Source organism: Gallaecimonas xiamenensis 3-C-1, from assembly GCF_000299915.1.
In the GTDB taxonomy this organism is placed as follows: Bacteria; Pseudomonadota; Gammaproteobacteria; order Enterobacterales; family Gallaecimonadaceae; genus Gallaecimonas; species Gallaecimonas xiamenensis.
Genome location: NZ_AMRI01000019.1, coordinates 56,552 through 80,439, shown reverse-complemented (window position 1 = coordinate 80,439; position 23,888 = coordinate 56,552). Strand labels below are relative to the sequence as shown.

Here is a 23,888-nt window from a genome sequence, read left to right as displayed (position 1 = left end):
ACTGGAAGTTTACGTAAAGGTAAAGCTGTAAGCGCCCGGGGGTGAATTGCGCTCAAGCCCCTGTCAAGACTGACTTTCTCGGCTAGAAAAGGCAAGTCTTGTTTGTGGCTTTCATAGGCTTGTAGCCCAAGGATGGGTAAGATGTCGGCACAAAGAAAACAACATGCTCACAGGAATCAGAATGAAACCTCATCCATGGAAAGTCGCCCCTTGGCTGCTGCTTTCGTTGTTGGCCGGCTGCCAGAGCGACACCCAGGACACCCCTGAAGCGCCCCTGACCCTGGCCATCGCCCATATCAACGACACCCACTCCCATTTCGACGGCGGCCTGCTGGATTTTAACGCCGGCAGCCTGGCGGTGCGCGCCCCGGTAGGTGGCTACCCCAGGGTCAAGGCCCAGAGCCTCAAGGTGCGCCAGTGGGCTCATGAGCAGGGTTTGCCCTTCCTCTTCTTACATGGAGGCGACGCCTTCCAGGGCTCCCTTTATTTCACCAACTTCAAAGGCCAGGCCAACGCCGCCCTTCTTAACGACATGGGCCTGGACGCCATGGTGGTGGGCAACCACGAGTTTGACCTTGGCAACGAACCCCTGGCCCAGTTTATCGGCAAGGCCCAGTTCCCGGTGCTGGCCTCCAATATGGACTTGAGCCGTGAAGACCAAGCCAAGGCCCATCCTCTGGCCAAGCTGGGCAACTTTGTCCATTACGACGCCAAGGCGGGGCAGGGCGGTTACCTTATCAAGACCGTCAACGGCCAGCAGGTGGGCCTGTTCGGCCTGGTGCTGGAAGACGCCAAGGTGATCACCAGCCCCGACCAAGACGTGGACTTTCACGGCGAAGTGGCCACCGCCAAGGGCATAGTGGCGGCGCTGAAGGCCAAAGGGGTGGACAAGGTAGTGATGCTGTCCCATATCGGCCTGGTGCGGGACCAGGCGGTGGCGGACGCGGTGCCGGACATCGACGTTATCGTCGGCGGCCACTCCCATACCCTGCTGGGGGACTTTTCCAACCTGGGCCTGGCCCATGAACAGGATTACGCCCAGATGCACGGCACGACTTGCATAGTGCAGGCCGGCCAGTACGCCGAGGCCCTGGGCTTTTTCACCGTCAGCTTCGACAGCCAAGGCCAGGTGACCCAGTGCCAGGGCCATAACACCCTGCTGGTGGGGGACCAGTTCAGCCATGACTACGGCAGTGGCAAGAAGACCCCGGTCAGCGCCGAAGACAAGGCCACCGTTGACGCCTTTATCGCCGCCAATGACAACATCAGCCTGGTGGCCGAAGACGCCGCCATGCGCCAGCTGATAGACCAGGATTTCAAGCCCCAGGTCGAAGCCCTCAACAACCAGGTGATAGCCCAGGTGCCCAAGACCCTGGACCATGTGCGCATTCCCGGCAAGGCCCGGGGCGGGGCGCCCCTGCCGGTGCACGGCTCGGAAGTGGCGCCGCTGATCGCCGAGTCCATGTACCAAAACCTCAAGGCCATGAACAACGCCGTGGATGTCACCATCCAAAACTCCGGCGGGGTGCGCGACGCCATCAAGGAAGGCAAGCTGACGGTGGGCCTGGTAGCGGGGGGGCTGCTGCCCTTTTCCAACCCCTTGGTGACCTTCAAGCTCAAGGGCAGTGATCTGGCGGCGGCCCTGGAAGGGGCCATCGACAACGCCGTGGATGCCGACGGCATCATGGGCACCGGCGACGGCGCCTTCCCCTACACCGGCCACCTGCGCTTTACCTACGACGGTAACCAGCCCCGTGGCCAGCGCCTGACAGTGGTTGAGCTACTGGACGACGCCAGTGGCCAATGGCAGCCGCTGGACCCGGCCCAGGTCTACAAGGTGGGCTCCACCGCCTTTACCGCCTCCGGCAAGGAAGGCTACCTGGCCCTGCTACATCGCCTGCCCGGCAGCTATGTGGATACCGGCTACCTGGATAACGCCGCCTTTATCGACTTTGCCAAGGCCCAGGGGACCCTCAAACCCTTGCCCTACCAGGTGGTGACCTACCAGGCCAAAGGCCAGTAACCCAAAAGCCGCCCCTAGGGCGGCTTTTTTGTTAAAAGAGGCTGCGGTCCTGGAAGGGGGCCGGGCCCTGGTCTTTGCCCAGGCCCTGCTGCATGGCCAGGCGCTGGTTGCGCCGGCCAAGGAGCCTGGCCTGTACCCAACGCTCCCAGCGCAGGGCGCTGCCGGTGTCCTTCTTCCAGGTCTTCTTGAAAAGGTACTTGGCGGCGGCTACGGCGTCGGGGGACTGGTGGGCGATGTCCTGGGCCAGAGCCTCTGCCGCCGCCAGTGGGTCTGCCGCCACCTGGGTCACCAGGCCGTATTCCAGGGCTTGAGTGGCGTCAAAACGCCGCCCGGTCATGGTCAGCCACTGGGCGATGTCCAGGCGGGTCAGCCGGGACAGGGTGACCATGGCGCTCATGTCCGGGATCAGTCCCCATTTCATCTCCATCACCGACATCTGGGTGTCGGCGGCGGCGATGCGAAAATCGCAGGCCAGGGCGATTTGCAGGCCGCCGCCAAAGCAGGGGCCGTGCAAGGCGGCGATCACCGGTACCGGCAGGTCGCGCCAGCAGTGGGCGATCTTTTGGGCCAGGTTCTGCTGGCGCCAGGGCCATTTGAGGAAGAGTTTCAAGGCCATCATAGGGGAGCGCTGCACCGCCTTGAAGTCCAGGCCGGCACTAAAGCCCTGGCCCCGGCCGGCCAAGATCACCACCCGCACCCTCTTGTCGCGGCGGATAGCCTTGGCGGCGGCCACCATGTCCTTAAACATCGCCAGGTCCAGGCCGTTGAGCTTGTCGGCCCTGTTTAGCCAGACGTGGGCGATATGGTCTTTTACCGTCCATTGAACACGGGGGTCGGTCATGGGGCTCCTGCCTCGTTATTGGTGTTTGCGCCAGCCTACCCCAGGGGCTGCCAAGGCGTCAGCCCTTGCCCCTTGATTTTTCCAAGCAGAGGTCGTACCGCTTTACGTTGCCGTAAACGTCAATATTGCGATAGGCTGTGGAAAATCGCTTTGAAGGAGTGAGCCATGTCTATCGTCATAGTGGGCGCAGCCCGTACCGCCATGGGCGGATTCCAGGGGGCCCTGTCGGACGTGCCGGCCCCGTTGCTGGGTGCCGCCGCCATCAAGGCCGCCCTGGGCCGCGCCGGCCTAAAGGGCAGCGATGTCAGTGAAACTCTGATGGGCTGCGTGCTGCCTGCCGGTACCGGCCAGGCCCCGGCGCGCCAGGCCAGCCGCCATGCCGGCCTGCCGGACGGCGCCGGAGCCACCACCGTCAACAAGGTGTGCGGCTCGGGGATGAAGGCGGTGATGCTGGCCCATGATCTGCTCAAAGCCGGCAGCGCCGACGTGGTGGTGGCCGGCGGTATGGAGTCCATGACCAATGCTCCCTATTTGCTGCCCAAGGCCCGTGGTGGCCTGCGCATGGGCCATGGGGAGGTTAAGGACCATATGTTCCTGGACGGCCTGGAAGACGCCTACACCGGCCGCCTGATGGGCTCTTTTGCCCAGGAAACCTCTGACCAATACGGCCTTGGCCGCGACGCCATGGACCGCTTTGCCATCGAGTCCCTGACTCGGGCCAGGGCCTCCATCGACAGCGGCGCCTTTGCCGACGAGATAACCCCGGTGACCGTCAAGACCCGCAAAGGGGAGCTGGACGTGAACAAGGACGAGCAGCCCGCCAAGGCGGACCCTGAAAAGATCCCGACCCTGCGCCCGGCTTTTGCCAAAGACGGCTCCATTACCGCCGCCAACGCCTCGTCTATTTCCGACGGCGCCGCCGCCCTGGTGCTGATGCGCGAAGAAGACGCCAAGGCGCGCGGCCTGGTGCCCCTGGCCCGTATCGTCGGCCAGGCCCAGCATGCCCAGCACCCCAGCGAATTCACCATAGCGCCGGTAGGGGCTATCCAGAAGGTGCTGGACAAGGCCGGCTGGCAAAAGGACCAGGTGGACCTGTTCGAGATCAACGAAGCCTTCGCCATGGTCACCATGCTGGCCATCCAGGAGCTGGGGCTGGACGGCGCCAAGGTCAACGTCAACGGCGGCGCCTGCGCCCTTGGCCACCCCATTGGCTGCACCGGGGCGCGCCTGCTGGTGACCCTGGCCTATGCCCTCAAGCGCCGCGGCCTCAAGCGCGGCATTGCTTCCCTTTGCATCGGCGGCGGTGAAGCCACCGCTGTCGCCATCGAGCTTCTTTAAGGAAATCGGCCATGAAAACAGTTCCTCTTTTTATCGACGGCCAGTTCGTGCCGAGCCGCAGCGAACAGTTCATCGACGTGACCAACCCTGCCGACAACAGCGTTATTGCCAAGGTACCCTGCGCCACCCAAGGGGAGATGGAAGCGGCGGTAGAGAGCGCCAAGCAGGCCTTCTTGGAGTGGAAGGAAACCCCGGTGTCCCAGCGGGCTCGGGTGATGCTGCGCTACCAGCAGCTCCTTAAAGATCACCACGATGAAATTGCCACCATCTTGGCCGGTGAAACCGGCAAGACCTTCGAAGACGCCAAGGGCGATGTCTGGCGCGGTATCGAGGTGGTGGAACACGCCGCCAATATCGCCAGTCTGATGATGGGGGAAACGGTAGAGAACGTGGCCCGTGGCATCGACTGCTACAGCCTGACCCAGCCGCTGGGTGTCTGTGCCGGTATCACCCCCTTTAACTTCCCGGCGATGATCCCGCTGTGGATGTTCCCCCTGGCCATCGCCTGCGGTAACACCTTTATTTTGAAACCCTCGGAGCAGGACCCCCTGACCCCCACCCGGCTGGTGGAGCTGTTCGTGGAAGCCGGCGCCCCCAAAGGGGTGTTGCAGGTCATTCACGGCGGCAAAGACCAGGTGGACTTCCTGCTGGACCATCCCTCGGTCAAGGCCCTGTCCTTCGTGGGCTCGGTGCCGGTGGGCCAGTACATCTACCGCCGTGGCACCGAGAACATGAAGCGGGTCCAGGCCTTTGCCGGCGCCAAGAACCACATGGTGGTGATGCCCGACGCCAACAAGCAGCAGGTGATCAACAACATCGTCGGCGCCTCAGTGGGTGCCGCCGGCCAGCGCTGCATGGCCATTTCGGTGGTGGTACTGGTGGGTGAGGCCCAGCAGTGGGCCGCCGATATCCAGCAGGAGCTGGCCAAGGTTCGCCCTGGCCTGTGGAACGATCCCGACGCGGCCTATGGCCCGCTCATTTCCCCCAAGGCCAGGGAAAGGGTGCTGGCGCTGATCCAGGCCGGTAAGGACGAAGGGGCCACCTGCCTGCTGGACGGCTCCGGTTTTACCCTCAAGGGCTTTGAAACCGGCAACTGGGTGGGGCCGACCCTCTTTGGCGACGTCACCGCCGATATGCGCATCTACAAGGAAGAGATCTTCGGGCCTGTGTTGTGCCTGACCAATGCCGACTCCCTGGATGACGCCATCGCCCTGGTCAACGCCAACCCCTACGGCAACGGCACTTCCATCTTCACCGCCTGCGGCGCCGCCGCCCGCAAATACCAGCACGAGATTGAAGTGGGCCAGGTGGGCATCAACGTGCCGATTCCGGTACCGCTGCCGTTCTTCAGCTTCACCGGTTGGAAGGGTTCTTTCTACGGTGACCAGCATGCTTACGGCAAACAGGCGGTGCGCTTTTACACCGAGACCAAGACGGTGACCGCCCGCTGGTTCAACGAGGACATTCCCTCTGGCCCCAACATGACCATCCATTTGAAGTAAGGGGATGCCTGTGAACTTTCACCTGACCGAAGACCAACAGGCCTTCCAAGACACTGCCCGCCAGTTTGCCGCCAGCGAACTGGCCCCCAACGCCGCCCGCTGGGACAAGGAACACCATTTCCCAGTGGAGGTGATCAAGCAGGCCGGCGAACTGGGCTTTTTAAGCCTCTACACCCCGGAAGCGGCCGGTGGCCTGGGGCTTTCCCGCCTGGACGCCAGCATCGTCTTCGAACAGCTGGCCATGGGCTGCACCAGCACCACCGCCTACATGACCATCCACAACATGGCCACCTGGATGGTGGCGAGCTTCGGCACCCCAGAAGCGGTGGCCGAGTTCTGCCCCGACCTGGTGACTGGGGAGCGGCTGGCGTCCTACTGCCTGACCGAGCCGGGTGCCGGCTCCGACGCTGCCAGCCTTACCACCTCGGCCCGCCGCGACGGTGACCATTATGAGCTGAACGGCGCCAAGGTCTTTATCAGCGGTGCCGGCAGCACCCAGGTGCTGGTGGTGATGGCCCGTACCGGCGAAGCCGGCCCCGGCGGCATCAGCGCCTTTGTGGTCCCGGCCGACCTTGACGGCATCGGCTACGGCAAGGCCGAAGAGAAAATGGGCTGGAACGCCCAGCCCACCCGCATGGTCACCTTCGACAAGGTGCGCATTCCCGCCCATTACCGCCTAGGTGAGGAAGGGGAAGGCTTTAAGTTCGCCATGATGGGCCTGGACGGCGGTCGCATCAATATCGCCACCTGCTCCATCGGCACTGCCCAGCAGGCCCTGGACACCGCCACCCAGTACCTCAAGGAGCGCCAGCAGTTCGGCAAGCCCCTGGCTGCCTTCCAGGCCCTGCAGTTCAAGCTGGCGGACATGGCCACCGAACTGGTGGCGGCGCGTCAGCTGGTGCGCCTGGCGGCCTACAAGCTGGACGTCAAAGACCCGGAAAGGACCGCCTATTGCGCCATGGCCAAACGCCTGGCCACGGATCTGGGCTTTAAGATCTGCAACGACGCCCTGCAACTGCACGGCGGCTACGGTTATATCCAGGAATACCCCCTGGAGCGCCACGTGCGGGACGTGCGGGTACACCAGATCCTGGAAGGCACCAACGAGATCATGCGGCTCATCATAGCCCGGCGCCTCTTGGCCGAGCACGCCCACCCCATTTTGTAAGGAGGCTACTGTGAAAGCACCTTTGGATCTGCAGTTTGACGGCCACGTGGCGGTACTGACCCTCAACAACCCGCCGGCCAACACCTGGACCGCCGAAAGCCTGCGTGGCCTGGCTGCCGCCGTCGAGGAACTCAACGCCAATAAGAACGTCTACGCCCTGGTAGTGCGATCGGTCAGCGACAAGTTCTTCAGCGCCGGGGCCGACCTCAAGGTCTTTGCCGACGGCGACAAGGACGTGGCAGCGGAAATGGCCCACCTGTTCGGCAGGGCCTTCGAGACCCTCTCGGATTTTCGCGGTGTCTCCATCGCCGCCATCAACGGCTACGCCATGGGCGGCGGCCTGGAAGTGGCCCTGGCCTGTGACCTGCGTATCGCCGAGGAGCAGGCGCTGATGGCCCTGCCGGAAGCCAAGGTAGGGCTGCTGCCCTGCGCCGGTGGTACCCAGAACCTCACCCACCTGGTGGGGGAGGGCTGGGCCAAGCGCATCATCCTTTGCGGCGAGCAGGTTAACGCCGCCAAGGCCCTGGAAATTGGTCTGGTCGAAGAGGTGGTGGCCAAGGGCGAAAGCTTCGAGGCTGCCATGACCCTGGCTCGCCAGGTGGGCAACCAAAGCCCCATGGCGGTCGCCTACTGCAAGAAACTGGTGCAGACCTGCCGCCATGCGCCGCTGGCACAGGGCCTGGCCAAGGAGCGGGAGTATTTCGTCAAGCTCTTTGACGGCCACGATCAGCGCGAAGGGGTGCAGGCCTTCTTGGAAAAACGACAACCCAAGTGGCAGAACACATGACAGAACTGGTGCAATTCGACGAGCTGGATACCGCCAACGGCAAATGCATAGGGGTAGCCAAGCTCAACAGTGAAAAGTCCCTCAATGCCCTGTCGGAGGCCATGATTGACCTGCTGGGCCCCCAGCTCAGGGCCTGGGAAGCGGACCCCAGGGTGGCCATGGTGGTGCTGGAAGGGGCAGGGGACCGGGCCTTCTGTGCCGGCGGCGACGTGGTGGCCCTTTATAACGCCATGAAAGAAGGCGGCAACGGCGGCCAGGCGGTGGAGACCTTCTTCTTGAAGGAGTACCGCCTGGACTATCAAATCCACTGCCTGAAAAAGCCGGTGTTGGTCTGGGGCCACGGCATCATCATGGGCGGTGGCCTTGGGCTGATGAGCGGCGCCTCCCACCGGGTGGTAACGGAAACGGCCCGCATTGCCATGCCCGAGATCACCATCGGCCTTTACCCGGATGTGGGTGGCACCTATTTCCTGTCGCGCATGCCCGGCAAGAGCGGCCTGTTTTTGGGGCTGACCGCCGCCAACATCAATGCCGCCGACGCCCTTTATGTAGACCTTGCCGACCATTTCATCCCCTCCGAAGACAAGGGCCGCCTCTTTGACGCCCTGTGCCATGTGAGCTGGGGCGAAACCCTGAGCCTGAACCACGAAAAACTGACCCAGGCCCTCAAGACCCTGGAGCAACCGGCCAGGGTCAAGATGCCCCGAGGCCAGGTCAAGGGCCACCAGGAGCAGATTGACCAGCTGTGCGCCGGTGAGGATCTGGGGCAAATCGTCGAACGCATCTGCCGCCTTGAAAGCGACGATGCCTGGCTGACCAAGGCCAGGGATGCCCTCAAGCACGGCAGCCCGCTGTCGGCGGCCATCGTTTTCGAACAGCTCAAACGGGGCGCCAAGCTGAGCCTGGCCGAGGCCTTTCGCCTGGAAGCCGGGCTGTCCTGGCGCTGCGGCGAATTCGGCGAATTCCAAGAAGGGGTCAGGGCCCTGCTGGTGGAAAAGGACCGCCAGCCCCAATGGCGCTTTGGCACTGTCGCAGACGTAGACCCGGCAGTACTGGCCCGGTTCTTCGAGAGCCCCTGGCACCAGCACCCGTTGGCAGACATCTAAGGAGAGGCTATGAAAATCGCGTTTATCGGTCTTGGCAACATGGGCGGCCCCATGGCCCGCAACCTGCTCAAGGCCGGCCACCAGGTGGTGGCCGTGGATCTCAACCGCGAGGCGGTCCAGGAGCTGGTTAGCGCCGGTGCCAGCGCCGGCGACCTGGCCCAGGCGGCCCAGTGCCAGGTGGTGATCTCCATGCTGCCGGCCGGCCGCCACGTGGCCAGCCTCTACCTGGGTGACGACGGGCTGCTGGCCAAACTGGCCAAGGGCACCCTGGTTATCGACTCGTCCACCATAGACGCCGCCACCGCCAAGCTGGTGCACCAGCACGCCGAGCCTCTTGGCATCGACTTTGTGGACGCCCCGGTCTCCGGCGGCACCGCCGGCGCTGCTGCCGGCACCCTGACCTTTATCGTCGGCGGCCAGGACAGCGCCTTTGACCGTGCCAAGCCGGTGCTGGACGCCATGGGCGCCAACATTTTCCATGCCGGCGGCGCCGGTGCCGGCCAGGTGGCCAAGATCTGCAACAACATGCTGCTGTCGGTACTGATGGCCGGCACCTGCGAGGCGTTGCAGCTGGGCTTGGCCCACGGCCTGGACGCCACAGTGCTGTCCAACATCATGAAGGTCAGCTCCGGCGGCAACTGGGTTTTGGAAAAGTACAACCCGGTGCCCGGCGTCATGGAAAACGCCCCGGCCTCCAAAGGCTACCAAGGGGGCTTTATGAGCCAGCTGATGAGTAAGGATCTGGAACTGGCCATGGGCGCTGCCGGCGAAGTGGCGGCCCCGGTTCCCATGGGCGCCCTGGCGCGCTCGCTGTATCAAATGCATAACAAGAAAGGCAACGGCACCAAGGACTTTTCGTCCCTGCTGGCGCTCTTTGAGGAGTAACGATGGAAATGAACAATGCTGTGATCGCCGTGACCGGCGCCGCCCGTGGTTTGGGCCAGGCCATGGCGGTCATGCTGGCCGGCCAAGGCGCCAAGCTGGCCCTGATTGACATGGACAAGGACGCCCTCAACGACACCCTGGGCCTGGTGGAAGAGGCTGGCAGCCAAGGCCGCTGTTATGGCTGCAACATCACCGACGAAGCCGCCGTTGAACAGACCTTCGCCCAGATCGGCGAAGACTTCGGTACCCTTAACGGCCTCATCAACAACGCTGGCATCATGCGCGACGGCATGCTGCTCAAGGTCCGCGACGGCCAGGTCAGCAAGATGAGCCTGGAGCAGTTCCAATCGGTTATCGACGTCAATGTCACCGGCACCTTCCTGTGCGGCCGGGAAGCGGCCGCCACCATGGTGGCCAAGGGCGCCAAAGGGGTCATCATCAACATCTCCAGCGTGTCCCGCGCCGGCAACATGGGCCAGACCAACTACTCGGCGTCCAAGGCGGCCGTGGCCACCATGGCCATCACCTGGGGTAAGGAACTGGCCCGTTTCGGGATCCGTACCGGCGCCATCGCCCCCGGGGTCATCAAGACCGCCATGACCGATCAGATGAAGCCCGAAGCCATTGCCCGCATGGAGCAGGCAATACCCGCAGGGCGAATGGGTTTGCCGGCGGAAATTGCCCACGGCGTGAAGTTCATCTTCGAAAATGACTATTTCACCGCTCGCGTGCTGGAAATTGACGGCGGCATTCGCATTTAATGGCTAACAGGGGCCAGCTAAGCGCTGGGCTCTTTGTTTTCTGTACCCCGGCACCTGGTCTGCCGGGGTATTTTGTTGTGCCGGGGCCAGTTTTTTGCATTTTTGAGCGGTTGAGCGCATTTACGTACAGTGCCATTGTGGTTCAGCGGACTGCCCTGCGATTATGGGCCGGTTCCCAGGGAAGAAATTTTTCTTCCGTCATGTTAAGGTGTTCGTTTGAACACGAATGAAATGTGCGCACTGGTCACCCCGCAATCGCCTTTTGGGGGCCAAACTGCATGTCACTCACCACATAACAAAAGGAGTGCAGAGTGGAAACAGGCACGCTAATTTCGCTGGCAGCTTACTTCGTTGCCATGCTGGGCATCGGCTTGTATGCCTACCGAAAATCCACGGACGACGTGTCCGGTTACATGCTGGGGGGCCGGGGCCTGGGTCCGTCGGTGACCGCCTTGTCGGCCGGTGCCTCGGACATGAGCGGCTGGATGCTGATGGGCCTACCTGGTGCTATCTATGTGTCGGGGGTATCCCAGATCTGGATTGCAGTAGGTTTGGTCATTGGTGCCTTCCTCAACTACGTTATCGTGGCGCCGCGCCTTCGCACCTATACCGAAGTGGCCCATGACTCCATCACCATTCCCGATTTCCTGGGTAACCGCTTTGACGACCATAAACGCGTACTGCGTTTGATCTCCTCACTGGTCATTATTATTTTCTTTACGCTTTATACCTCGGCCTCTTTGCTTGCCGGCGGCAAGTTGTTCGATAGCTCTTTTGGGTTGTCCTATCATTCCGGCTTGATTCTGACGGCAGCCGTAGTGTGTGCCTATACCCTGTTTGGGGGGTTCCTGGCGGTCTCCATGACCGACTTTGTGCAAGGCTGCATCATGTTCATCGCCCTGGTGCTGGTGCCGGTGGTGGCCTTTACCGATCTGGGAGGCTATTCGGCCACCCTGGGTAAGGTCGAAGCCCTCAACCCTCAATACCTGGATTTATTTAAGGATGCGGCGAAAACGGGGCTAGCCCAGGACATGTCGATGCTGGGGATCATCTCCCTATTGGCTTGGGGCCTTGGCTATTTTGGCCAGCCGCACATCATTGTCCGCTTTATGGCTATTCGTAGCGTGAAGGATGTGAAGGTCGCCCGCCGTATCGGCATTGGCTGGATGGTGGTGTCTATTATCGGCGCCCTGGCCACCGGCTTTGTGGGTATCGCCTATGTGGCCAAGACCCAGATGACCCTGGCTGATCCCGAGACCATCTTCATCGTCTTCTCCCAGTTCCTGTTTAGCCCCTTGATCGGCGGTTTCCTGCTGGCGGCCATACTGGCGGCGATCATGAGCACCATTTCCTCCCAGCTGCTGGTGACTTCCAGCTCCCTGACCGAGGACTTCTACAAGGCCTTTTTGCGCCGTGATGCCAGCCAAAAAGAGCTGGTGACCGTTGGACGCATATCGGTGCTGTTGGTCTCGGTAGTGGCCATTGCTCTGGCTTGGGACCGTGATAGCAGCATTCTTGATCAGGTAGGTAACGCCTGGGCTGGCTTTGGTGCCGCCTTTGGCCCTGTGGTGATTCTGAGCCTCTACTGGCGCCGAATGACCTTGCGTGGTGCCTTGGCCGGCATGATAGTGGGCGCCGTGGTTGTGTTGTTCTGGATATACGGCCCCGTGAAGGTTGACGGTGTACCGCTCAACTCTTGGCTTTACGCCATGGTGCCTGGTTTTATCTTAAGTTCACTGACGATCTATCTGGTCAGCATGCTCAGTCCTGAGCCTTCTGATGCTATGCATGGCCACTTCGATGACATGAAAAAGATCATCGAAGAGCATGCCTAAGTTGAACCGTTGAAAAAGCCGGCCTCGGGCCGGCTTTTTTGTGCCCGGCGCCGGAGAGGTGCGCAGGCTTGAATGGGTTGCTACCTCAAAAAAAGACCGGCCATCGGGCCGGTCAGAGTCATACCTTGGTTTGTGCTCAATCAGGCGGACTTCAGCACATGGAAAACTTCGGCAAAGCTGTGGGCGCGCTGGGTAATGTCGATGGGAATGTGCAGGGCGCGGGCAATGTCGGCGGCGGAAATCATGCCGCGCAGGCTTTGCATGCTCTTATCCAGCAGCAACACGTGCTGCTCGCCCAACTCCTGCAGGGTATAAAGCACATCACCTATGCTGGCGTTTTCCAGCTCCTGGTAGGCAAAGCCGTGCAGGTGGGCCTTGTCGGTCATCACATCCCGCACCGTGATCTCGCTGCGGGGAATACTCTTGCTGGTTGCCTGCATCAGCACCTTGTGGCTTTGCAGATCGCTGGCGCTGACGATGCCCAAGAAGCGGTTTTGGGCGTCTACCACCAGTTTGGCCTTCACGTGGGCCTTTTTCATCATGTACAGGGCGTCGTCGACTTTGACGTCGTGTTCAATCACTAAAGGAGCACGGCGGGCAAAGTCGGTGGTGATCCAGGCGGCAGGACTCTCCAGCCCCAGTTGGGCGGGATATTCGGCGTCGACAAAGCGTTCCACGTCAGACATGCCGACGGTGGCAATGGCAGAAAAGTTGTTCATAAGTACCTCTACTGAACGGCAAATTATTATAGGAATGACAGTTGCGTTCAGTAGTGGGGCGAGGCGCGGGGCGGTGGCAGGTAACGGCGTTTGGCCGTTACCACTGCTGGGGTCTGCACGCCCTGGGGATGCCAGGCCAAGACATTACAGGTCCCCTGGGGGGAGACCGGCAGCAGGGGGGGATCGAGGTCGGGAACAAGGGCGCTGGGGTCTTGAACCTGGCTGTGGTTATAACCGTCCAGGCCTGTCTCTGCCGAGGCTTCACATAGCCCCAGCCAGCCGAGTTGGGCAAACAACATTACCCAAACAAGCTTGCGCAGTGACAGGGAGACAGACAGCATCTACCGACTTCCCAGATTAAGACCTGTCTTCAGTTATGCGGCTTTGGGGCGACAATTACAAGCCTAAGATTGCCACAATCTGTTTTGCCAATCGTCATGGCGGCGCCCCGTTGTCTTACGCCTGTCTTCCTTGTCTGGCTCCCAGCGCATCTCTTCGCGGCGCTCTTTGCCACGGCGGCGCTGGGCGAAGCGCTGATCCGGGCCCTGATGGTGGTTGGCCATGGCTGGCCTCCTTCTGGCTTACCACAGATAGTGGAATCTCACCTCTAAAGGTAGACCTTCCACCCGCAACCTGGGGGGCAGGGGCTCGTTCAACTGCAACGTCACCTTGAGGGTGGCCTTCTGGGCCTCAAAAGGATTGGCCAATTGGCGCGGCAGCTCCGTGGCCAGCTCGCTGGGCTGCACCACAGTGGCATTGAGGCGGGTGCCGTCGGGGAAGCGCACCGTCACCTTGCTGCCGGGCTGGGCATAGTTGATATGGCGGGGCGGTACATAGGCGTGGATCCAAAAGGCGCCTTTGGGGGCCAGCCACAGCAGGGGCCGATCGCCAGCCACAGGCTCACCGGTCTGGACGGCGCTGTCCACCACTCGGCCGTCAAATGGGGCCTTGACGGTCAATTGCTGCAGGCGGGCATCGAGCCGTACCAAGTCTCGCTGTAATTGGCGTTTGGCCTGGACTGTGGGACCTGCTACCTGGTTCTCGGCCAGGCGCAACAGTTCTCTTGCCAGGGCTGCCTTGGCGTTGCTCAGGGTCACCTCGGCTTGGCTGTGGGCAGCCAGTATGGCGGCCATATCGGCGGTGGGCACTATGCCTCTTTTGCGATAATCCCTGAAACTGGCCACCAGGGAGTCTTGCTCGGCAAGGCCGACCTGGGCTGACTCCACGGCACTGGACAGGCTGGCCAATATCCTGTCTTGCGCCGCCTGGGTGGAGCCCCCAAGGGTGGCCAATTGGCTGGTCACTTCGCTCTGCTCGGCATCCAGCACCGGGCTTTGCAGGCGCACCAGGGGTTGGCCGGCCTTCACTTCTTCGCCGGTCTTGACCAGCAGCTGCTGGACTTCGGCCTCCTCTGGAGGGCTGACCTTGATGGGTTCCGACGTCAGTATGGCCGGTGCCACCACCAAGACTTCATCACGCAGCAGTATCCAACTGAAGATGAGGATCGGGCTTACCACCAGCAGCAGGATCAGGTACCAGCGCAGTTTGAAGGCCAGGCGCTTAGCGGGGGCATATTTGACCTTGACCCCGGCATCCAAGGTGGGATCGTCGCGCTTGTCGCCCTGAAAGCGGATCTTCATCAGAACTTCCTTCCTCGTTTGAGCACCCACCAGGGGGCCATGGACGATTCCTCATGGCTGCGGCGCAGCCATTCATTGATAAGGGCTACCACGCTAACCATGCGCATCACGAAGCTGTACAAAGGGTAGAGAACCAAAAAGGGCAACAACCTGACGTCCTGGCGCGGCCGCTCGGAAATGGCCAGCAGGTAGACGCAGAACAGCAGGCTGCCCAGGCCCAGATAGAGGCCGTAAAGCACCAGGAACAGAGACATCACCAGGGCCAGGGGATAATTGATCAGCAGCCAGAGGGTGAACAGCACGATAAGGAAGGGCAGCAGTATGTTCTGACCTATGCCGTAGACCAGGATGAACAAGAAGGACTTGAGGCCCATCAGCCTTGGCCGCAGGCCATCCTTGTGTTTGCGCAGGTACATGAACAGCAGGTCGCCGTCCCAGCGCAGCCGTTGGGTAAACAGCTGGCGCCAGGTGGCAGGTACGTCGGTGTGGCCTACCGCCGCCGGTTCGTAGGGCAGGCGCAAGCTGGGGTGGCGCCGGCGGTACTGGTTCAGGCGCAGCGTCATGTCCAGATCTTCGGCGGTGTGGGTGTCCCAGCCGCCCATACGCTGCAAAGGGCGCCGGCGAAAGGAGCCGAAGGCTCCCGAAATGTTATTGAGCAGGTCCCACTGGGCCAGGCCGGTGCGCCCACCTTGCATGGAAATAAGGTATTCGATGGCCTGCATGCGGGTGGCCAGGCTTTGGCGCCAGTTGCGCACCCGCAAGCCGCCGCCGGCCGCCAGGGTGTGGGGATCGGCAAAGTGCTTGACCAGTTCGCTGACCATGGTTGCGTCAAAGGAGGTATCGCCGTCCAGGGCCATGACGATATCCCCCTTGGCCCAACTCAAGCCGGCATTGAGGGACGACACCCGGCCACCCCGCTGCCATTTGGGCAACACCAGTACCTTGCGGTTGGCCAGGCCCCTGTAGCGGCTGGCACCCTGCTGGGCGGCACTGAAGGTGGCTTTGTTCTGGACGGCACCGTCCACCACCATGATCACTTCGATCACCCCCTGGTAGCTCTGTTCCACCAGGCTCTGCATGGTCTTGAGCACGTCCCGCCCTTCGCTGTAGCAAGTCACGATACAGGACACCCTGGGCTGGTAGAGACGTTGCGGCCCCTGGGGCGCCAGATGCCGGCGCCGGTAGTAACGGGCGATACCGGTCAGCACCAGCATCATCAGCGGCATCTCAAAGAGGATCAGCATCGGCAGCAGCTTGGCCAACAAATGGCTGTCGTTGAGCAGCCCGAAGCTGACCCAGTGCAGGAAGTATTCCAGGCTGCTCATGGGCGGTTGAAGGCGTTGAGTTGCTGGGCCAGCCAGAGGTCGGGAGCGTCGCCAATGTCGGCCTCCGGCAGGTCACGCACCAGGAAGGAAAAGGTCAGGCCGTCTTCCTGCTGCTGATCCTGCACCTCCAGCAATTTTTTGCGTAGTACCTCTGTGCTGTCTTCGTGGGTCAGGGGCAACAGGAAGCAAAGCATGTCCTGGCCGTAGGCGGTAACCACATCGGTGCTACGCAGTATGTTGCGCAGCCGGTTGAGCAGGGTGTCGATGAGGGTGAAGGTGCGCAGCTCGCCATGTTCGGCCAGGTAGGCCTCCAGGTTGTTGCAATGGATGGCCATGAACAGGTGGCTGAGCTGGTGGCGCTGGGCCAGGCGGTTGGTCCAGCTCAGCAACCAATGGAAATGCTGGGGCGGTACTGTCTCTCCCAGCTGCGGCGCCAGCAGGCCATGGCTGTGGCCGTGACGTGCCATGCGCACCCCCTGGTCACCGAGCTTGAATTTAAACACCTGGCGCTGCAGCAGGTCGTCCGGGTGATTGCTGTGGCCACAACTCAGGCAGCGGGCCATGACGTCCCCGTCGACAAAATGGGCCTTACAGCTGCGGCACACCAGGTTTTCCATGGGTCTGTCGTAATCGGAGCCGATATGGCGAAGCTGGGTCAGGCAGTTGGGACAGATCAGCCGTCCCTTGCGCAGAAACTGGTCCTGAGCCGCCACATGACCGCAGGTGAAGCAGTGCAGGGCCGACTCGGGCTCCACATCTATGCTGCTGCACTGGGGGCAGGTTTCCAGGTAATTAAGGTGGCCCGACTGGCATTGGGCGCAGTAGCGTACCCTGTCTACCAGCCCGGTGCTGGTCAGCACCTTGTCCCGTTCCAGCATGGCCAACCACATCAGTTCGTCCTGGCGGCTTGGGTCCCAGGCTTCCAACAGGGGGTAGTCGTAGAGTTCGGGAGCGCTGGGCAACGGCCTTGGCAGTAATTCGAACTCGGGGTGCACCCAGAGGAAGGCGGCCAGTTTTTCGGTCAGACCCTGGTTGGGATCCAGCTTGAGGCTTTGTCGGCGTTGGGCAAACAGCGACAAGGACTCGAGCCGCTGGGGCCCGAAACGACCGTCGGCCAGATGCCCTGACAGGGGGCTTGCTCCCTGCACGAACAGGGGCAGCAGCCACAGTTGGGGATGGGCACGGATAGCCATAAGGGCTTGGTCCTGCTCGGGCTCCGACAGGGCCAGGACCAGGCCGTCGAGATCGGCCGGTACCTCTTCCAAGGCCTGCCAGTCAGCCTGCCATTGGCAGTTGGGGGGCAGGGTGGCAGGGGCTGTACCTATCCAGAGTATCGAGGGGGCTGGCACCGGCATGGCCACTCCTTGGAAAACGCACTGATGAGAATATAGATATGTTACAAGGGCTTGCCCTGCAACTACCATAGGCGTCTCAAGGCGGTTCAGTTTTGTTCTCTTAACGACAGGCCCGGTGCCATTGGGTAGGGGCGCCTTAGCTGGTAATCTGTCGGGGTATCGCATCAGGAGGAGTGTTGCTTATGCCAAGTCATCGTAGGCCCGTGCTGGGGATTGCCCTGGGAAGTGGCGCGGCCAAAGGATGGGCTCATATCGGCATTCTCAATGGCTTGGCAAAGCTGGGCATCAGGCCGGATCTGGTGGCCGGCTGTTCCATCGGCTCCCTGGTGGGGGCCGCCTATTCGGGCGGCAACCTGGACCGCCTGGAAAAGTGGGTAAGGGGCTTTACCCGGTTGCAGGTGATGTCCCTCCTTGACCCCAGTTTCAGTGGCCGGGGCCTGTTTTCCGGCGAGAAGGTCTTTAACGTCATCGCCAACGGCATGAAACAAAAAGATTTCTCGGAAACCCAACTGCCTTTTGGCGCCGTTGCCACCGAGCTGAGCACGGGCCGCGAGGTGTGGATGCAAGAAGGGGATCTGGTGTCGGCGGTGCGGGCCTCTTGCGCCATGCCGGGCCTGTTTGTGCCCATCTACCGGGAGGAGCAACTCTTGGTGGACGGCGCCGTGGTCAACCCGGTGCCGGTGTCCCTGGCCAGGGCCATGGGAGCCGAGGTGGTGATTGCCGTCAACCTGGCCAGTGAACAGCACAACAACAGCTTTACCGAGGAAGAAGAAGAGGAAGAAGAAGGTGTGCTGCGCCAGTGGCTTAACCGTATCCGCCCCGAACGGGAAGACAAGGAGAAGGACCTGCCCCTGCCGTCCATGTGGACTGTGATGAGCGGTTCCATCAACATCATGCAGGAACGGATCACCCGGGCCCGTATGGCGGGGGATCCGCCAGAGCTGGAACTCAAGCCGCGCCTTGGGAACATCAACATCATGGAGTTTCACCGTGCCGAAGAGGCCATTGCCGAAGGGGAAGCCTGTGTCGAGCGCATGTCCCACTTCCTGATGGCCGAGCTGGCCTACCTTGGCATTCACCCCCAGTTTCCCGAACCTGAAGAGCCGTCCGCCCCGGCCCTTGAGGATGGCGACCCCATCCAAGAAAGTTGACGCCGGCGTCAATCGTCTGGTCCGTCCAGATCCTTTTTTATGGTTCATGTCTTTACGTGCGCGTAAAGACTTCATATAGTTGCGTCACTGCTGGGGGCCACATGCTCAGTCGGTGACCAGCAAAACGATTCTCGTTGGGGGAGAAGCTTCGGCAAAGGATAGGCCGAGGGAGCAGTCCGAAGGACCGCATAAAAATAAGAACGCTTCCTGTGCAAGGGGAAGTGACATAACAAAAAGCAGCAATACCAAAAACAAAGTACCTGTCTGCAGTTTGATCCCACTGCAGTCGTCAGGACAAAAAAACAAAGGCCAGTCTCAACTGGCCTTTTTCTTTTTCTGGGTGCCGTCAATGACGGAACTGGCGCACCCTGGCCATCAGCTGCTCTGACAACCCATGGAGCTGGCGGGCCGTGTCGGCGGAGGCCGAGGCGGCCTGGGAGGCGTCCTGGGACGACAGGTTGATGCCTTCGACGCTGCGGTGGATGTCGTTGACCACGGTGGACTGTTCTTCGGTGGCGGTGGCTACCTGCAGGTTCATATCGGCTATCTGCACCACTTTGTGGGTGATGGCGATGAAGAGCTGGCCCAGGCGGTTGATGGCGTCCACGGCGTCGCCAGCCATGCTCTTGCCGTCGGTCATGGTGACCACGGCGCTTTGGGCTTCCTGCTGCAACTGGCCGATCATTGCCTGGATCTCCTCGGTGCTCTGGGCGGTGCGGGACGCCAGGCTGCGCACTTCGTCGGCTACCACCGCAAAGCCGCGCCCGGCATCCCCGGCCCGGGCCGCTTCGATGGCCGCATTGAGGGCCAAGAGGTTGGTCTGGTCGGAGATACTGCGGATCACGTCCAAAATGGAGCCGATGTTGACCGAGTGGGCCGCTACCCGCTCTATGACTTCGGCGGCCTTGTCCAATTGACCGGACAGCGCGCCTATGGTGTTGATGTTGCCATTGACGTCGCTGCGCCCTTCCTCCGCTTGATCCGTTGCCTCCTGGGCCAGCCGAGCGGCGCTGGCGGCATTGCTGGCGATCTCTTGGACCGTGGCCCCCATCTGGTTGATGGCGGTGGCCACCTGAGTGGTCTGATCCCTTACCTGCATGGCGGCATTGGACCCCCTTTCGGCGATCCCTTTCACTGCGTCCGCCTGCTGATGCTGGGCCTGGCTGGTGTTGGCCATATCCCGCACCATGTCTTGCAGCTGTGCCACAAATTGGTTGAAGCCTCCGGCCAGTTGGGCCAGTTCGTCCTGGCCCCGCACCGGAATCCTGACGCTTAAGTCGCCGCCGCCGGCCCCCACCTGGCTCAGTTGCTGGGCCACATCCCTGATGGGCCTGGCAATGCTGTTACCCAGCACCACCGCCAGCAGTACCGTCACCAGCAGCACCGAGATGGCCACCACCAGGGTGGTGAGGGTGGCCTTGTCCACGGCGGCCAGCACCTCGGACTTGGGCACTTCCCCCAGCAAAATCCAGTCAAGTTCCGGCACCTTGGCTGCGGCCAACAGCGCCGCCTTGCCATTGCGATTGACTTCGGAAATGGCCACCGGCATTCGGTCTGAGATCTTTTTGGCCAGGGCTTTGCCGGCGTCACCCAGGGGCGTGCCGATAAGAGTGCTGTCCGGGTGCACCTGTACTGTACCCTTGTGGTCGGCCAGGTAGATAAAACCGCTCTGGTTGATGCGCTGGGCCCGGATCCGGTCGGTCAGGGCGCTGACGTTAAAGCCTAGGCCTGCCGCGCCAAGGAAACGGCCTTGGGCGTCCTTGATGGCCACGTCCACAAAAAGGCGGGCCACCCCGGACACGTCCACCTCGAACACCCTTTGTTGTTCCTTGCCGGTGTCCTTGAAACTGAAGAACCACTCAAAGTAGGGCGTATGGCGATCGAAGTTGGACTGAAAGCCCTGCTCGGTAAAGGCCTGCTGCTTGAGGGTGGCCACGAAGGCGGTGTCGGCATGGAAGATGCGGGTCAGGGTCCTGAGCTTGGCCTCCATCAGCTTCTGGCGCTCGTCCTGGGGTTCGCCGTCGGCTATCCACTGTTTGATGAAAGGGTCGTTGGCCAGTTGGGCGGCCGAAGCCATGGCCGGTTTGAGGTCGGCCAGGATGTCATTGCGGATACTGGCCAGCTTGGCGGGCAGCTCGTCCTGGGTGACCTTGTCGGTAACCAACTGGCGCTCGTTCTGCAGGGTAATAAAGGCGGTCAGGCTCAGAGCCAAGGTCACCAGGACAGAGGTAACCCAAATGAGACGGGCTCTAATGGATAATGAAATCAACATGTTAATGTCCTAAAAGGAAGGCTTGCCGAGAAAAAACGGCGCTATCTTGCGGCGCCTTTAGCCGCTGAGCAAGCCTTCTTTCAGGGACTTAGTGGGGTAATTCTGCCTGGATAGCGGTCAGGGCTATGGTCTGTATGACGTCCGTCACCTTGGCGTCCCTGGACAGGTCGTTCACCGGTTTGGCAAAACCCTGGACCATGGGCCCCAGGGTCACCAGATCGGCAGAGCGGCGCACCGCCTGGTAGGTGGAGTAGCCGGTGTTGAGGTCGGGGAAGACAAAGATATTGGCCTGGCCTGCCACCGGGCTGCCCGGTGCTTTGGCCCTGGCCACCGATTCGATGACGGCGGCGTCGTAATGAAGAGGGCCGTCGACTACCAGCTCAGGCTTTAGCTCGGCCAGCAACTGGCGGGCATGTTCCACCTTGCTGGCGCCAGTGCCGCCCTGGTTGTCGGCGATCATGGTGATATGAGGGGCTATGCCCAACCGTTCGGCCGAGTCAGCGCATTGCAGGGCGATCTGTGCCAGTTGGTAGGCATCGGGGTTGGGGTTGATGGCGCAGTCCCCGTAGATAAGCACTTGGTCCGGCAGCAGCATAAAGAAGACGCTGGACACCATGGATTGCCCCGGTGCCGTCTTGATGAGTTGCATGGGTGGGCGCAGGGTCTGCAAGGTGGTGCCTCTGGCGCCGCTGACCAAGCCGTCTACCTCTCCTTGGGCCAGCATCATGGTGGCCAGCACCACGTTGTCCTGCAGTTGTTCCCTGGCCATCACTTCTTCCAGACCCTTTTGCCTGCGCAGGGCCACCATGGGGCCCACATAGCGCTCGCGCACGGCGTCCGGATCGATGATGGCAAGGCGGGCCGGCAGGGTCAGGCCATGGTGGCGGGCTACCGCCTGCACCTGTTCGGGTTTACCCAGCAGTACGCACTGGGCAATGCCGCGCTCGGTGCAATGGGCCGCAGCCTTGATCACCCGAGGTTCGTCCCCTTCCGGCAAAATGATGCGCTTGGCGGCGGCCTTGGCCCTTTGCTGGAGCTGGTAGGCAAAGGCTGGCGGCGATAAAAGGGCACTGGCCGGCGGCGGGATGAATTGGCTAAGCCAGCTGCTGTCCAGGTGCTCGGCCACCTGGTCCATGATCCAGCGCTGACGGTAGTCGTCGTCGGCTGGCAGGGACAGGTCCAGTTCGCGGATGGCGGCCAGGGTCTGGCTATCGTCGCTGTCCACCATCAACAGCGGCAGGCCGGCGTCGAAGGCGTCTTCACACAGGGCCATGATGGCCGGCTGTGGTTGTATGCCGCCAGTCAGCAGCAGCCCCCCCAGGCGCACGCCGTTCTGGGCCGCCAGGCAGGTGGCGACGATGACGTCGCTGCTGTCGCCCGGGGTCACCACCAGGGTGCCATGGCACAGTTTACCGACCCATTCCTGTAAGGGCTGGGTGGGGGTCAGCAGGTGGTTGAGGCGGCGGCTTTGCCAATCACCGCTGCAAAGGGGCAGGGCGTTCAGATGCTGGGCCAGGTCCCAGACTCTGGGGGCGATAAGGTCGCCCCGCCAGGGAATGTCGGCCAAGAGCCGCAGGGCGGCAGGCAAGGCCTCAAGGGTGTCTGGCCCTTGGCCTGGCCCAAGGGCGCTGCGCCCCAAGGTCCTTGGGCTCAATTTATGGTTGAGGATCAGGCCCTCGACGCTGCCCTGGCCAAGGGCTGCCTCACATTGGGCCAGCACTTGGGCGAGTTGCTGGGTACTGGTGCCGTCCCGCGCCGCCAGCAGGATCACCTTGGCGTTAAGGCGCTGGGCCAGCAGGATATTCAGGGCCGGCTCGTGGGGCACACCGGCCACCACACAGAGCTGATTGCCAGGCAAGCGGGAAAAAAGGGCCGCTTCAAAGTCGGCAGGGTCCAGGTCCTTGGCTACCGCCAGGGCAAGGGGGCAGGGCAGGACGCCCGGCACCACGCTGTTAAGGACCGCTATGGTCCTGTCTGCGGCTGGGTCTGCTGCTGGGCTGATGGGTTTGCTAAAGCCCAGGTCCAGGCCCTGGCGCTGCAGCGCATGTACCAGGCCCAGGCTGACCGCTGTCAAAGCGGCGCCGGTGCCGACCGGTACCAGTAGCAGCGTCTTGGCCATGGCGGGACTCCTTATTATTGCCTCATGGAGGCTTGTTATGGTTCCTGAGCCTAGAGTAACACCAGCTTAAGCTAAACAGGGACACTTCATTGGCTTTCAGGGGGCAGGGTTTTGGTCCACAATAGCCAAAGACAGGCAGCCCATTGCAAGCAGGGGAGGTTGGCCATGTGGGATATGGTTCGTGACGGTTATCAGTTGCTTAGGCACTGGCCCCAAAAAGGGCCTTTGGCTTGGCGCTTTGGCCTTACCCGTACCGTGCTGTTGGCCCGCTGGTTGCTCCACTGGGTACCAGGCCTGACCCTGGCTTGGCTCTTTGTGGCCCTGAAGATGGCCGCCATGCCCCTGTCCGGTCCTTTGTTGATGATGGCCTTGCTGCTGCTCAGCCTGCCCCTGCAGGCTATCCTCTGGTTGGGCAAGGAAGGGCGCAAGCCCTTGAGCCCCGGTGACAGGCATTGGCTGGCGGAGCTGACCGAGCGCATGAAGGACCAGGGGGTGACACCCGTCGCAAAGCTCGAAGGGGCCCGTTATCTGGAACTGGCGCTGGTGATGGATCAGGTTGCCAAACGCGGTGAACGGGCCTTTGGTCCGACCGACTGAACGTGGTCAAAAGCCCTTGGCACAGGTATAGTTAACAGCCTCTTTGCGAGGAGTGCTGCAGTATGACCGATGCCAAACGTCACCCTAAGGGTGATCTCATTATCCGTACCCAGACCATGCCGGCCGACACCAACCAGAACGGTGACATTTTCGGCGGCTGGCTCATGTCCCAAATGGACCTCGGGGGTGGCATGCTGGCCACCGAAATTGCCCGTGGCCGTATCGCCACCGTTGCCGTTGAAGGCATGACTTTTCATCAGCCGGTGAAAGTGGGGGATGTGGTCTGCGTCTACGGCGACTGCACCCGCATCGGCAAGACCTCCATGACCATCAAGCTGGAAGTGTGGATCAAACCCCTGCTGCGCTCAGGTAACACCGAACGCTACTGCGTAACCGAAGCCGTCTTCACCTACGTGGCCATCGACGACGCTGGCCGCCCCCGCCCAGTGCCCAAGGATTAAGTG

At 61.8% G+C, this 23,888-nt stretch carries 21 protein-coding genes; 12 read left to right on the top strand and 9 right to left on the bottom strand.

What is annotated here, in order from left to right:
- Positions 1 to 181: 181 nt before the first annotated feature.
- The gene (locus tag B3C1_RS13515; RefSeq protein WP_008485488.1) at positions 182 to 2,023 is read left to right on the top strand and encodes a bifunctional metallophosphatase/5'-nucleotidase; all 1,842 of its coding nucleotides are present in this window, start codon (positions 182 to 184) and stop codon (positions 2,021 to 2,023) included.
- A gap of 31 nt (positions 2,024 to 2,054) precedes the next feature.
- On the opposite strand, the gene B3C1_RS13510 is transcribed toward B3C1_RS13515, so the two are convergent.
- Positions 2,055 to 2,864 carry a crotonase/enoyl-CoA hydratase family protein gene (locus B3C1_RS13510; RefSeq protein ID WP_008485487.1) on the bottom strand — a complete coding sequence of 270 codons (810 nt, stop codon included), beginning with the start codon at positions 2,862 to 2,864 and terminating at the stop codon, positions 2,055 to 2,057.
- A 165-nt stretch (positions 2,865 to 3,029) separates the two neighbouring features.
- Between B3C1_RS13510 and B3C1_RS13505 the strand changes: the two genes are divergently transcribed.
- From B3C1_RS13505 to putP, 8 genes are all read left to right on the top strand, one after another.
- Positions 3,030 to 4,202, top strand: a complete 1,173-nt coding sequence (locus tag B3C1_RS13505; RefSeq protein ID WP_008485486.1) for a thiolase family protein — start codon at positions 3,030 to 3,032, stop codon at positions 4,200 to 4,202.
- A gap of 11 nt (positions 4,203 to 4,213) precedes the next feature.
- Positions 4,214 to 5,704 (top strand): CoA-acylating methylmalonate-semialdehyde dehydrogenase, encoded by a 1,491-nt coding sequence (locus B3C1_RS13500; RefSeq protein WP_008485485.1) that lies wholly within the window; start codon positions 4,214 to 4,216, stop codon positions 5,702 to 5,704.
- Positions 5,705 to 5,714: 10 nt separating this feature from the next.
- Positions 5,715 to 6,872: an acyl-CoA dehydrogenase family protein gene (locus B3C1_RS13495; protein ID WP_008485484.1), complete on the top strand. Its 1,158-nt coding sequence runs from the start codon at positions 5,715 to 5,717 to the stop codon at positions 6,870 to 6,872.
- A gap of 10 nt (positions 6,873 to 6,882) precedes the next feature.
- On the top strand, positions 6,883 to 7,659 hold the full coding sequence (locus B3C1_RS13490) for an enoyl-CoA hydratase (RefSeq protein WP_008485482.1): 777 nt from the start codon (positions 6,883 to 6,885) through the stop codon (positions 7,657 to 7,659).
- Positions 7,656 to 8,765, top strand: a complete 1,110-nt coding sequence (locus B3C1_RS13485; RefSeq protein WP_008485480.1) for an enoyl-CoA hydratase/isomerase family protein — start codon at positions 7,656 to 7,658, stop codon at positions 8,763 to 8,765. Before B3C1_RS13490 ends, B3C1_RS13485 begins: the two co-directional genes overlap by 4 nt.
- Positions 8,766 to 8,774: 9 nt before the next feature.
- A complete protein-coding gene (gene mmsB / locus B3C1_RS13480) occupies positions 8,775 to 9,650 on the top strand; it encodes a 3-hydroxyisobutyrate dehydrogenase (RefSeq protein WP_008485479.1) in 876 nt (291 codons plus the stop codon).
- 8 nt (positions 9,651 to 9,658) lie between these two features.
- Positions 9,659 to 10,411 carry an SDR family oxidoreductase gene (locus B3C1_RS13475; RefSeq protein ID WP_336391125.1) on the top strand — a complete coding sequence of 251 codons (753 nt, stop codon included), beginning with the start codon at positions 9,659 to 9,661 and terminating at the stop codon, positions 10,409 to 10,411.
- Positions 10,412 to 10,722: 311 nt separating this feature from the next.
- Positions 10,723 to 12,246: a sodium/proline symporter PutP gene (putP, locus tag B3C1_RS13470; protein WP_008485477.1), complete on the top strand. Its 1,524-nt coding sequence runs from the start codon at positions 10,723 to 10,725 to the stop codon at positions 12,244 to 12,246.
- A gap of 140 nt (positions 12,247 to 12,386) precedes the next feature.
- On the opposite strand, the gene B3C1_RS13465 is transcribed toward putP, so the two are convergent.
- From B3C1_RS13465 to B3C1_RS20220, 6 genes are all read right to left on the bottom strand, one after another.
- On the bottom strand, positions 12,387 to 12,965 hold the full coding sequence (locus B3C1_RS13465) for a CBS domain-containing protein (protein WP_008485476.1): 579 nt from the start codon (positions 12,963 to 12,965) through the stop codon (positions 12,387 to 12,389).
- A gap of 47 nt (positions 12,966 to 13,012) precedes the next feature.
- Complete coding sequence (locus B3C1_RS13460) at positions 13,013 to 13,306, bottom strand: hypothetical protein (protein ID WP_008485475.1); 294 nt, start codon at positions 13,304 to 13,306, stop codon at positions 13,013 to 13,015.
- 63 nt (positions 13,307 to 13,369) lie between these two features.
- Positions 13,370 to 13,528, bottom strand: coding sequence for a hypothetical protein (locus B3C1_RS20460; RefSeq protein WP_192813381.1), 159 nt, complete (start codon positions 13,526 to 13,528; stop codon positions 13,370 to 13,372).
- An 18-nt stretch (positions 13,529 to 13,546) separates the two neighbouring features.
- Positions 13,547 to 14,605 carry an HlyD family secretion protein gene (locus tag B3C1_RS13455; protein WP_008485474.1) on the bottom strand — a complete coding sequence of 353 codons (1,059 nt, stop codon included), beginning with the start codon at positions 14,603 to 14,605 and terminating at the stop codon, positions 13,547 to 13,549.
- Positions 14,605 to 15,930 (bottom strand): glycosyltransferase family 2 protein, encoded by a 1,326-nt coding sequence (locus B3C1_RS13450; protein ID WP_008485473.1) that lies wholly within the window; start codon positions 15,928 to 15,930, stop codon positions 14,605 to 14,607. The genes B3C1_RS13455 and B3C1_RS13450 overlap by 1 nt, the downstream gene beginning before the upstream one ends.
- Positions 15,927 to 17,285 carry a TackOD1 domain-containing metal-binding protein gene (locus B3C1_RS20220; protein ID WP_008485471.1) on the bottom strand — a complete coding sequence of 453 codons (1,359 nt, stop codon included), beginning with the start codon at positions 17,283 to 17,285 and terminating at the stop codon, positions 15,927 to 15,929. Before B3C1_RS20220 ends, B3C1_RS13450 begins: the two co-directional genes overlap by 4 nt.
- Positions 17,286 to 17,467: 182 nt before the next feature.
- On the opposite strand from B3C1_RS20220, the gene rssA reads away from it, so the two are divergent.
- Positions 17,468 to 18,436: a patatin-like phospholipase RssA gene (gene rssA / locus B3C1_RS13440; RefSeq protein WP_008485469.1), complete on the top strand. Its 969-nt coding sequence runs from the start codon at positions 17,468 to 17,470 to the stop codon at positions 18,434 to 18,436.
- A 346-nt stretch (positions 18,437 to 18,782) separates the two neighbouring features.
- Here the strand turns inward: rssA and B3C1_RS13435 are convergent, their stop codons facing one another.
- Both B3C1_RS13435 and pta read right to left on the bottom strand, forming a co-directional pair.
- The gene (locus B3C1_RS13435; protein ID WP_008485468.1) at positions 18,783 to 20,708 is read right to left on the bottom strand and encodes a methyl-accepting chemotaxis protein; all 1,926 of its coding nucleotides are present in this window, start codon (positions 20,706 to 20,708) and stop codon (positions 18,783 to 18,785) included.
- Positions 20,709 to 20,796: 88 nt separating this feature from the next.
- Complete coding sequence (pta, locus tag B3C1_RS13430) at positions 20,797 to 22,827, bottom strand: phosphate acetyltransferase (RefSeq protein WP_008485467.1); 2,031 nt, start codon at positions 22,825 to 22,827, stop codon at positions 20,797 to 20,799.
- A gap of 165 nt (positions 22,828 to 22,992) precedes the next feature.
- Here pta and B3C1_RS19460 point away from each other — a divergent pair, with 165 nt between their 5' ends.
- Together B3C1_RS19460 and yciA are read left to right on the top strand one after the other, a co-directional pair.
- The gene (locus B3C1_RS19460; protein WP_008485466.1) at positions 22,993 to 23,424 is read left to right on the top strand and encodes a DUF412 family protein; all 432 of its coding nucleotides are present in this window, start codon (positions 22,993 to 22,995) and stop codon (positions 23,422 to 23,424) included.
- A gap of 62 nt (positions 23,425 to 23,486) precedes the next feature.
- A complete protein-coding gene (gene yciA, locus B3C1_RS13420) occupies positions 23,487 to 23,885 on the top strand; it encodes an acyl-CoA thioester hydrolase YciA (protein ID WP_008485465.1) in 399 nt (132 codons plus the stop codon).
- Positions 23,886 to 23,888 lie beyond the last annotated feature (3 nt).

What these genes read in the sequence shown, in the direction of transcription:
- B3C1_RS13515 (WP_008485488.1), top strand. Translation starts at nt 182, where the DNA reads ATGAAACCTCATCCATGGAAAGTCGCCCCTTGGCTGCTGCTTTCGTTG.
- B3C1_RS13510 (WP_008485487.1), bottom strand. Translation starts at nt 2,864, where the DNA reads ATGACCGACCCCCGTGTTCAATGGACGGTAAAAGACCATATCGCCCAC.
- B3C1_RS13505 (WP_008485486.1), top strand. Translation starts at nt 3,030, where the DNA reads ATGTCTATCGTCATAGTGGGCGCAGCCCGTACCGCCATGGGCGGATTC.
- B3C1_RS13500 (WP_008485485.1), top strand. Translation starts at nt 4,214, where the DNA reads ATGAAAACAGTTCCTCTTTTTATCGACGGCCAGTTCGTGCCGAGCCGC.
- B3C1_RS13485 (WP_008485480.1), top strand. Translation starts at nt 7,656, where the DNA reads ATGACAGAACTGGTGCAATTCGACGAGCTGGATACCGCCAACGGCAAA.
- mmsB (WP_008485479.1), top strand. Translation starts at nt 8,775, where the DNA reads ATGAAAATCGCGTTTATCGGTCTTGGCAACATGGGCGGCCCCATGGCC.
- B3C1_RS13475 (WP_336391125.1), top strand. Translation starts at nt 9,659, where the DNA reads ATGAACAATGCTGTGATCGCCGTGACCGGCGCCGCCCGTGGTTTGGGC.
- B3C1_RS13465 (WP_008485476.1), bottom strand. Translation starts at nt 12,965, where the DNA reads ATGAACAACTTTTCTGCCATTGCCACCGTCGGCATGTCTGACGTGGAA.
- B3C1_RS13460 (WP_008485475.1), bottom strand. Translation starts at nt 13,306, where the DNA reads ATGCTGTCTGTCTCCCTGTCACTGCGCAAGCTTGTTTGGGTAATGTTG.
- B3C1_RS20460 (WP_192813381.1), bottom strand. Translation starts at nt 13,528, where the DNA reads ATGGCCAACCACCATCAGGGCCCGGATCAGCGCTTCGCCCAGCGCCGC.
- B3C1_RS13455 (WP_008485474.1), bottom strand. Translation starts at nt 14,605, where the DNA reads ATGAAGATCCGCTTTCAGGGCGACAAGCGCGACGATCCCACCTTGGAT.
- B3C1_RS13450 (WP_008485473.1), bottom strand. Translation starts at nt 15,930, where the DNA reads ATGAGCAGCCTGGAATACTTCCTGCACTGGGTCAGCTTCGGGCTGCTC.
- B3C1_RS20220 (WP_008485471.1), bottom strand. Translation starts at nt 17,285, where the DNA reads ATGCCGGTGCCAGCCCCCTCGATACTCTGGATAGGTACAGCCCCTGCC.
- rssA (WP_008485469.1), top strand. Translation starts at nt 17,468, where the DNA reads ATGCCAAGTCATCGTAGGCCCGTGCTGGGGATTGCCCTGGGAAGTGGC.
- B3C1_RS13435 (WP_008485468.1), bottom strand. Translation starts at nt 20,708, where the DNA reads ATGTTGATTTCATTATCCATTAGAGCCCGTCTCATTTGGGTTACCTCT.
- pta (WP_008485467.1), bottom strand. Translation starts at nt 22,827, where the DNA reads ATGGCCAAGACGCTGCTACTGGTACCGGTCGGCACCGGCGCCGCTTTG.
- B3C1_RS19460 (WP_008485466.1), top strand. Translation starts at nt 22,993, where the DNA reads ATGTGGGATATGGTTCGTGACGGTTATCAGTTGCTTAGGCACTGGCCC.
- yciA (WP_008485465.1), top strand. Translation starts at nt 23,487, where the DNA reads ATGACCGATGCCAAACGTCACCCTAAGGGTGATCTCATTATCCGTACC.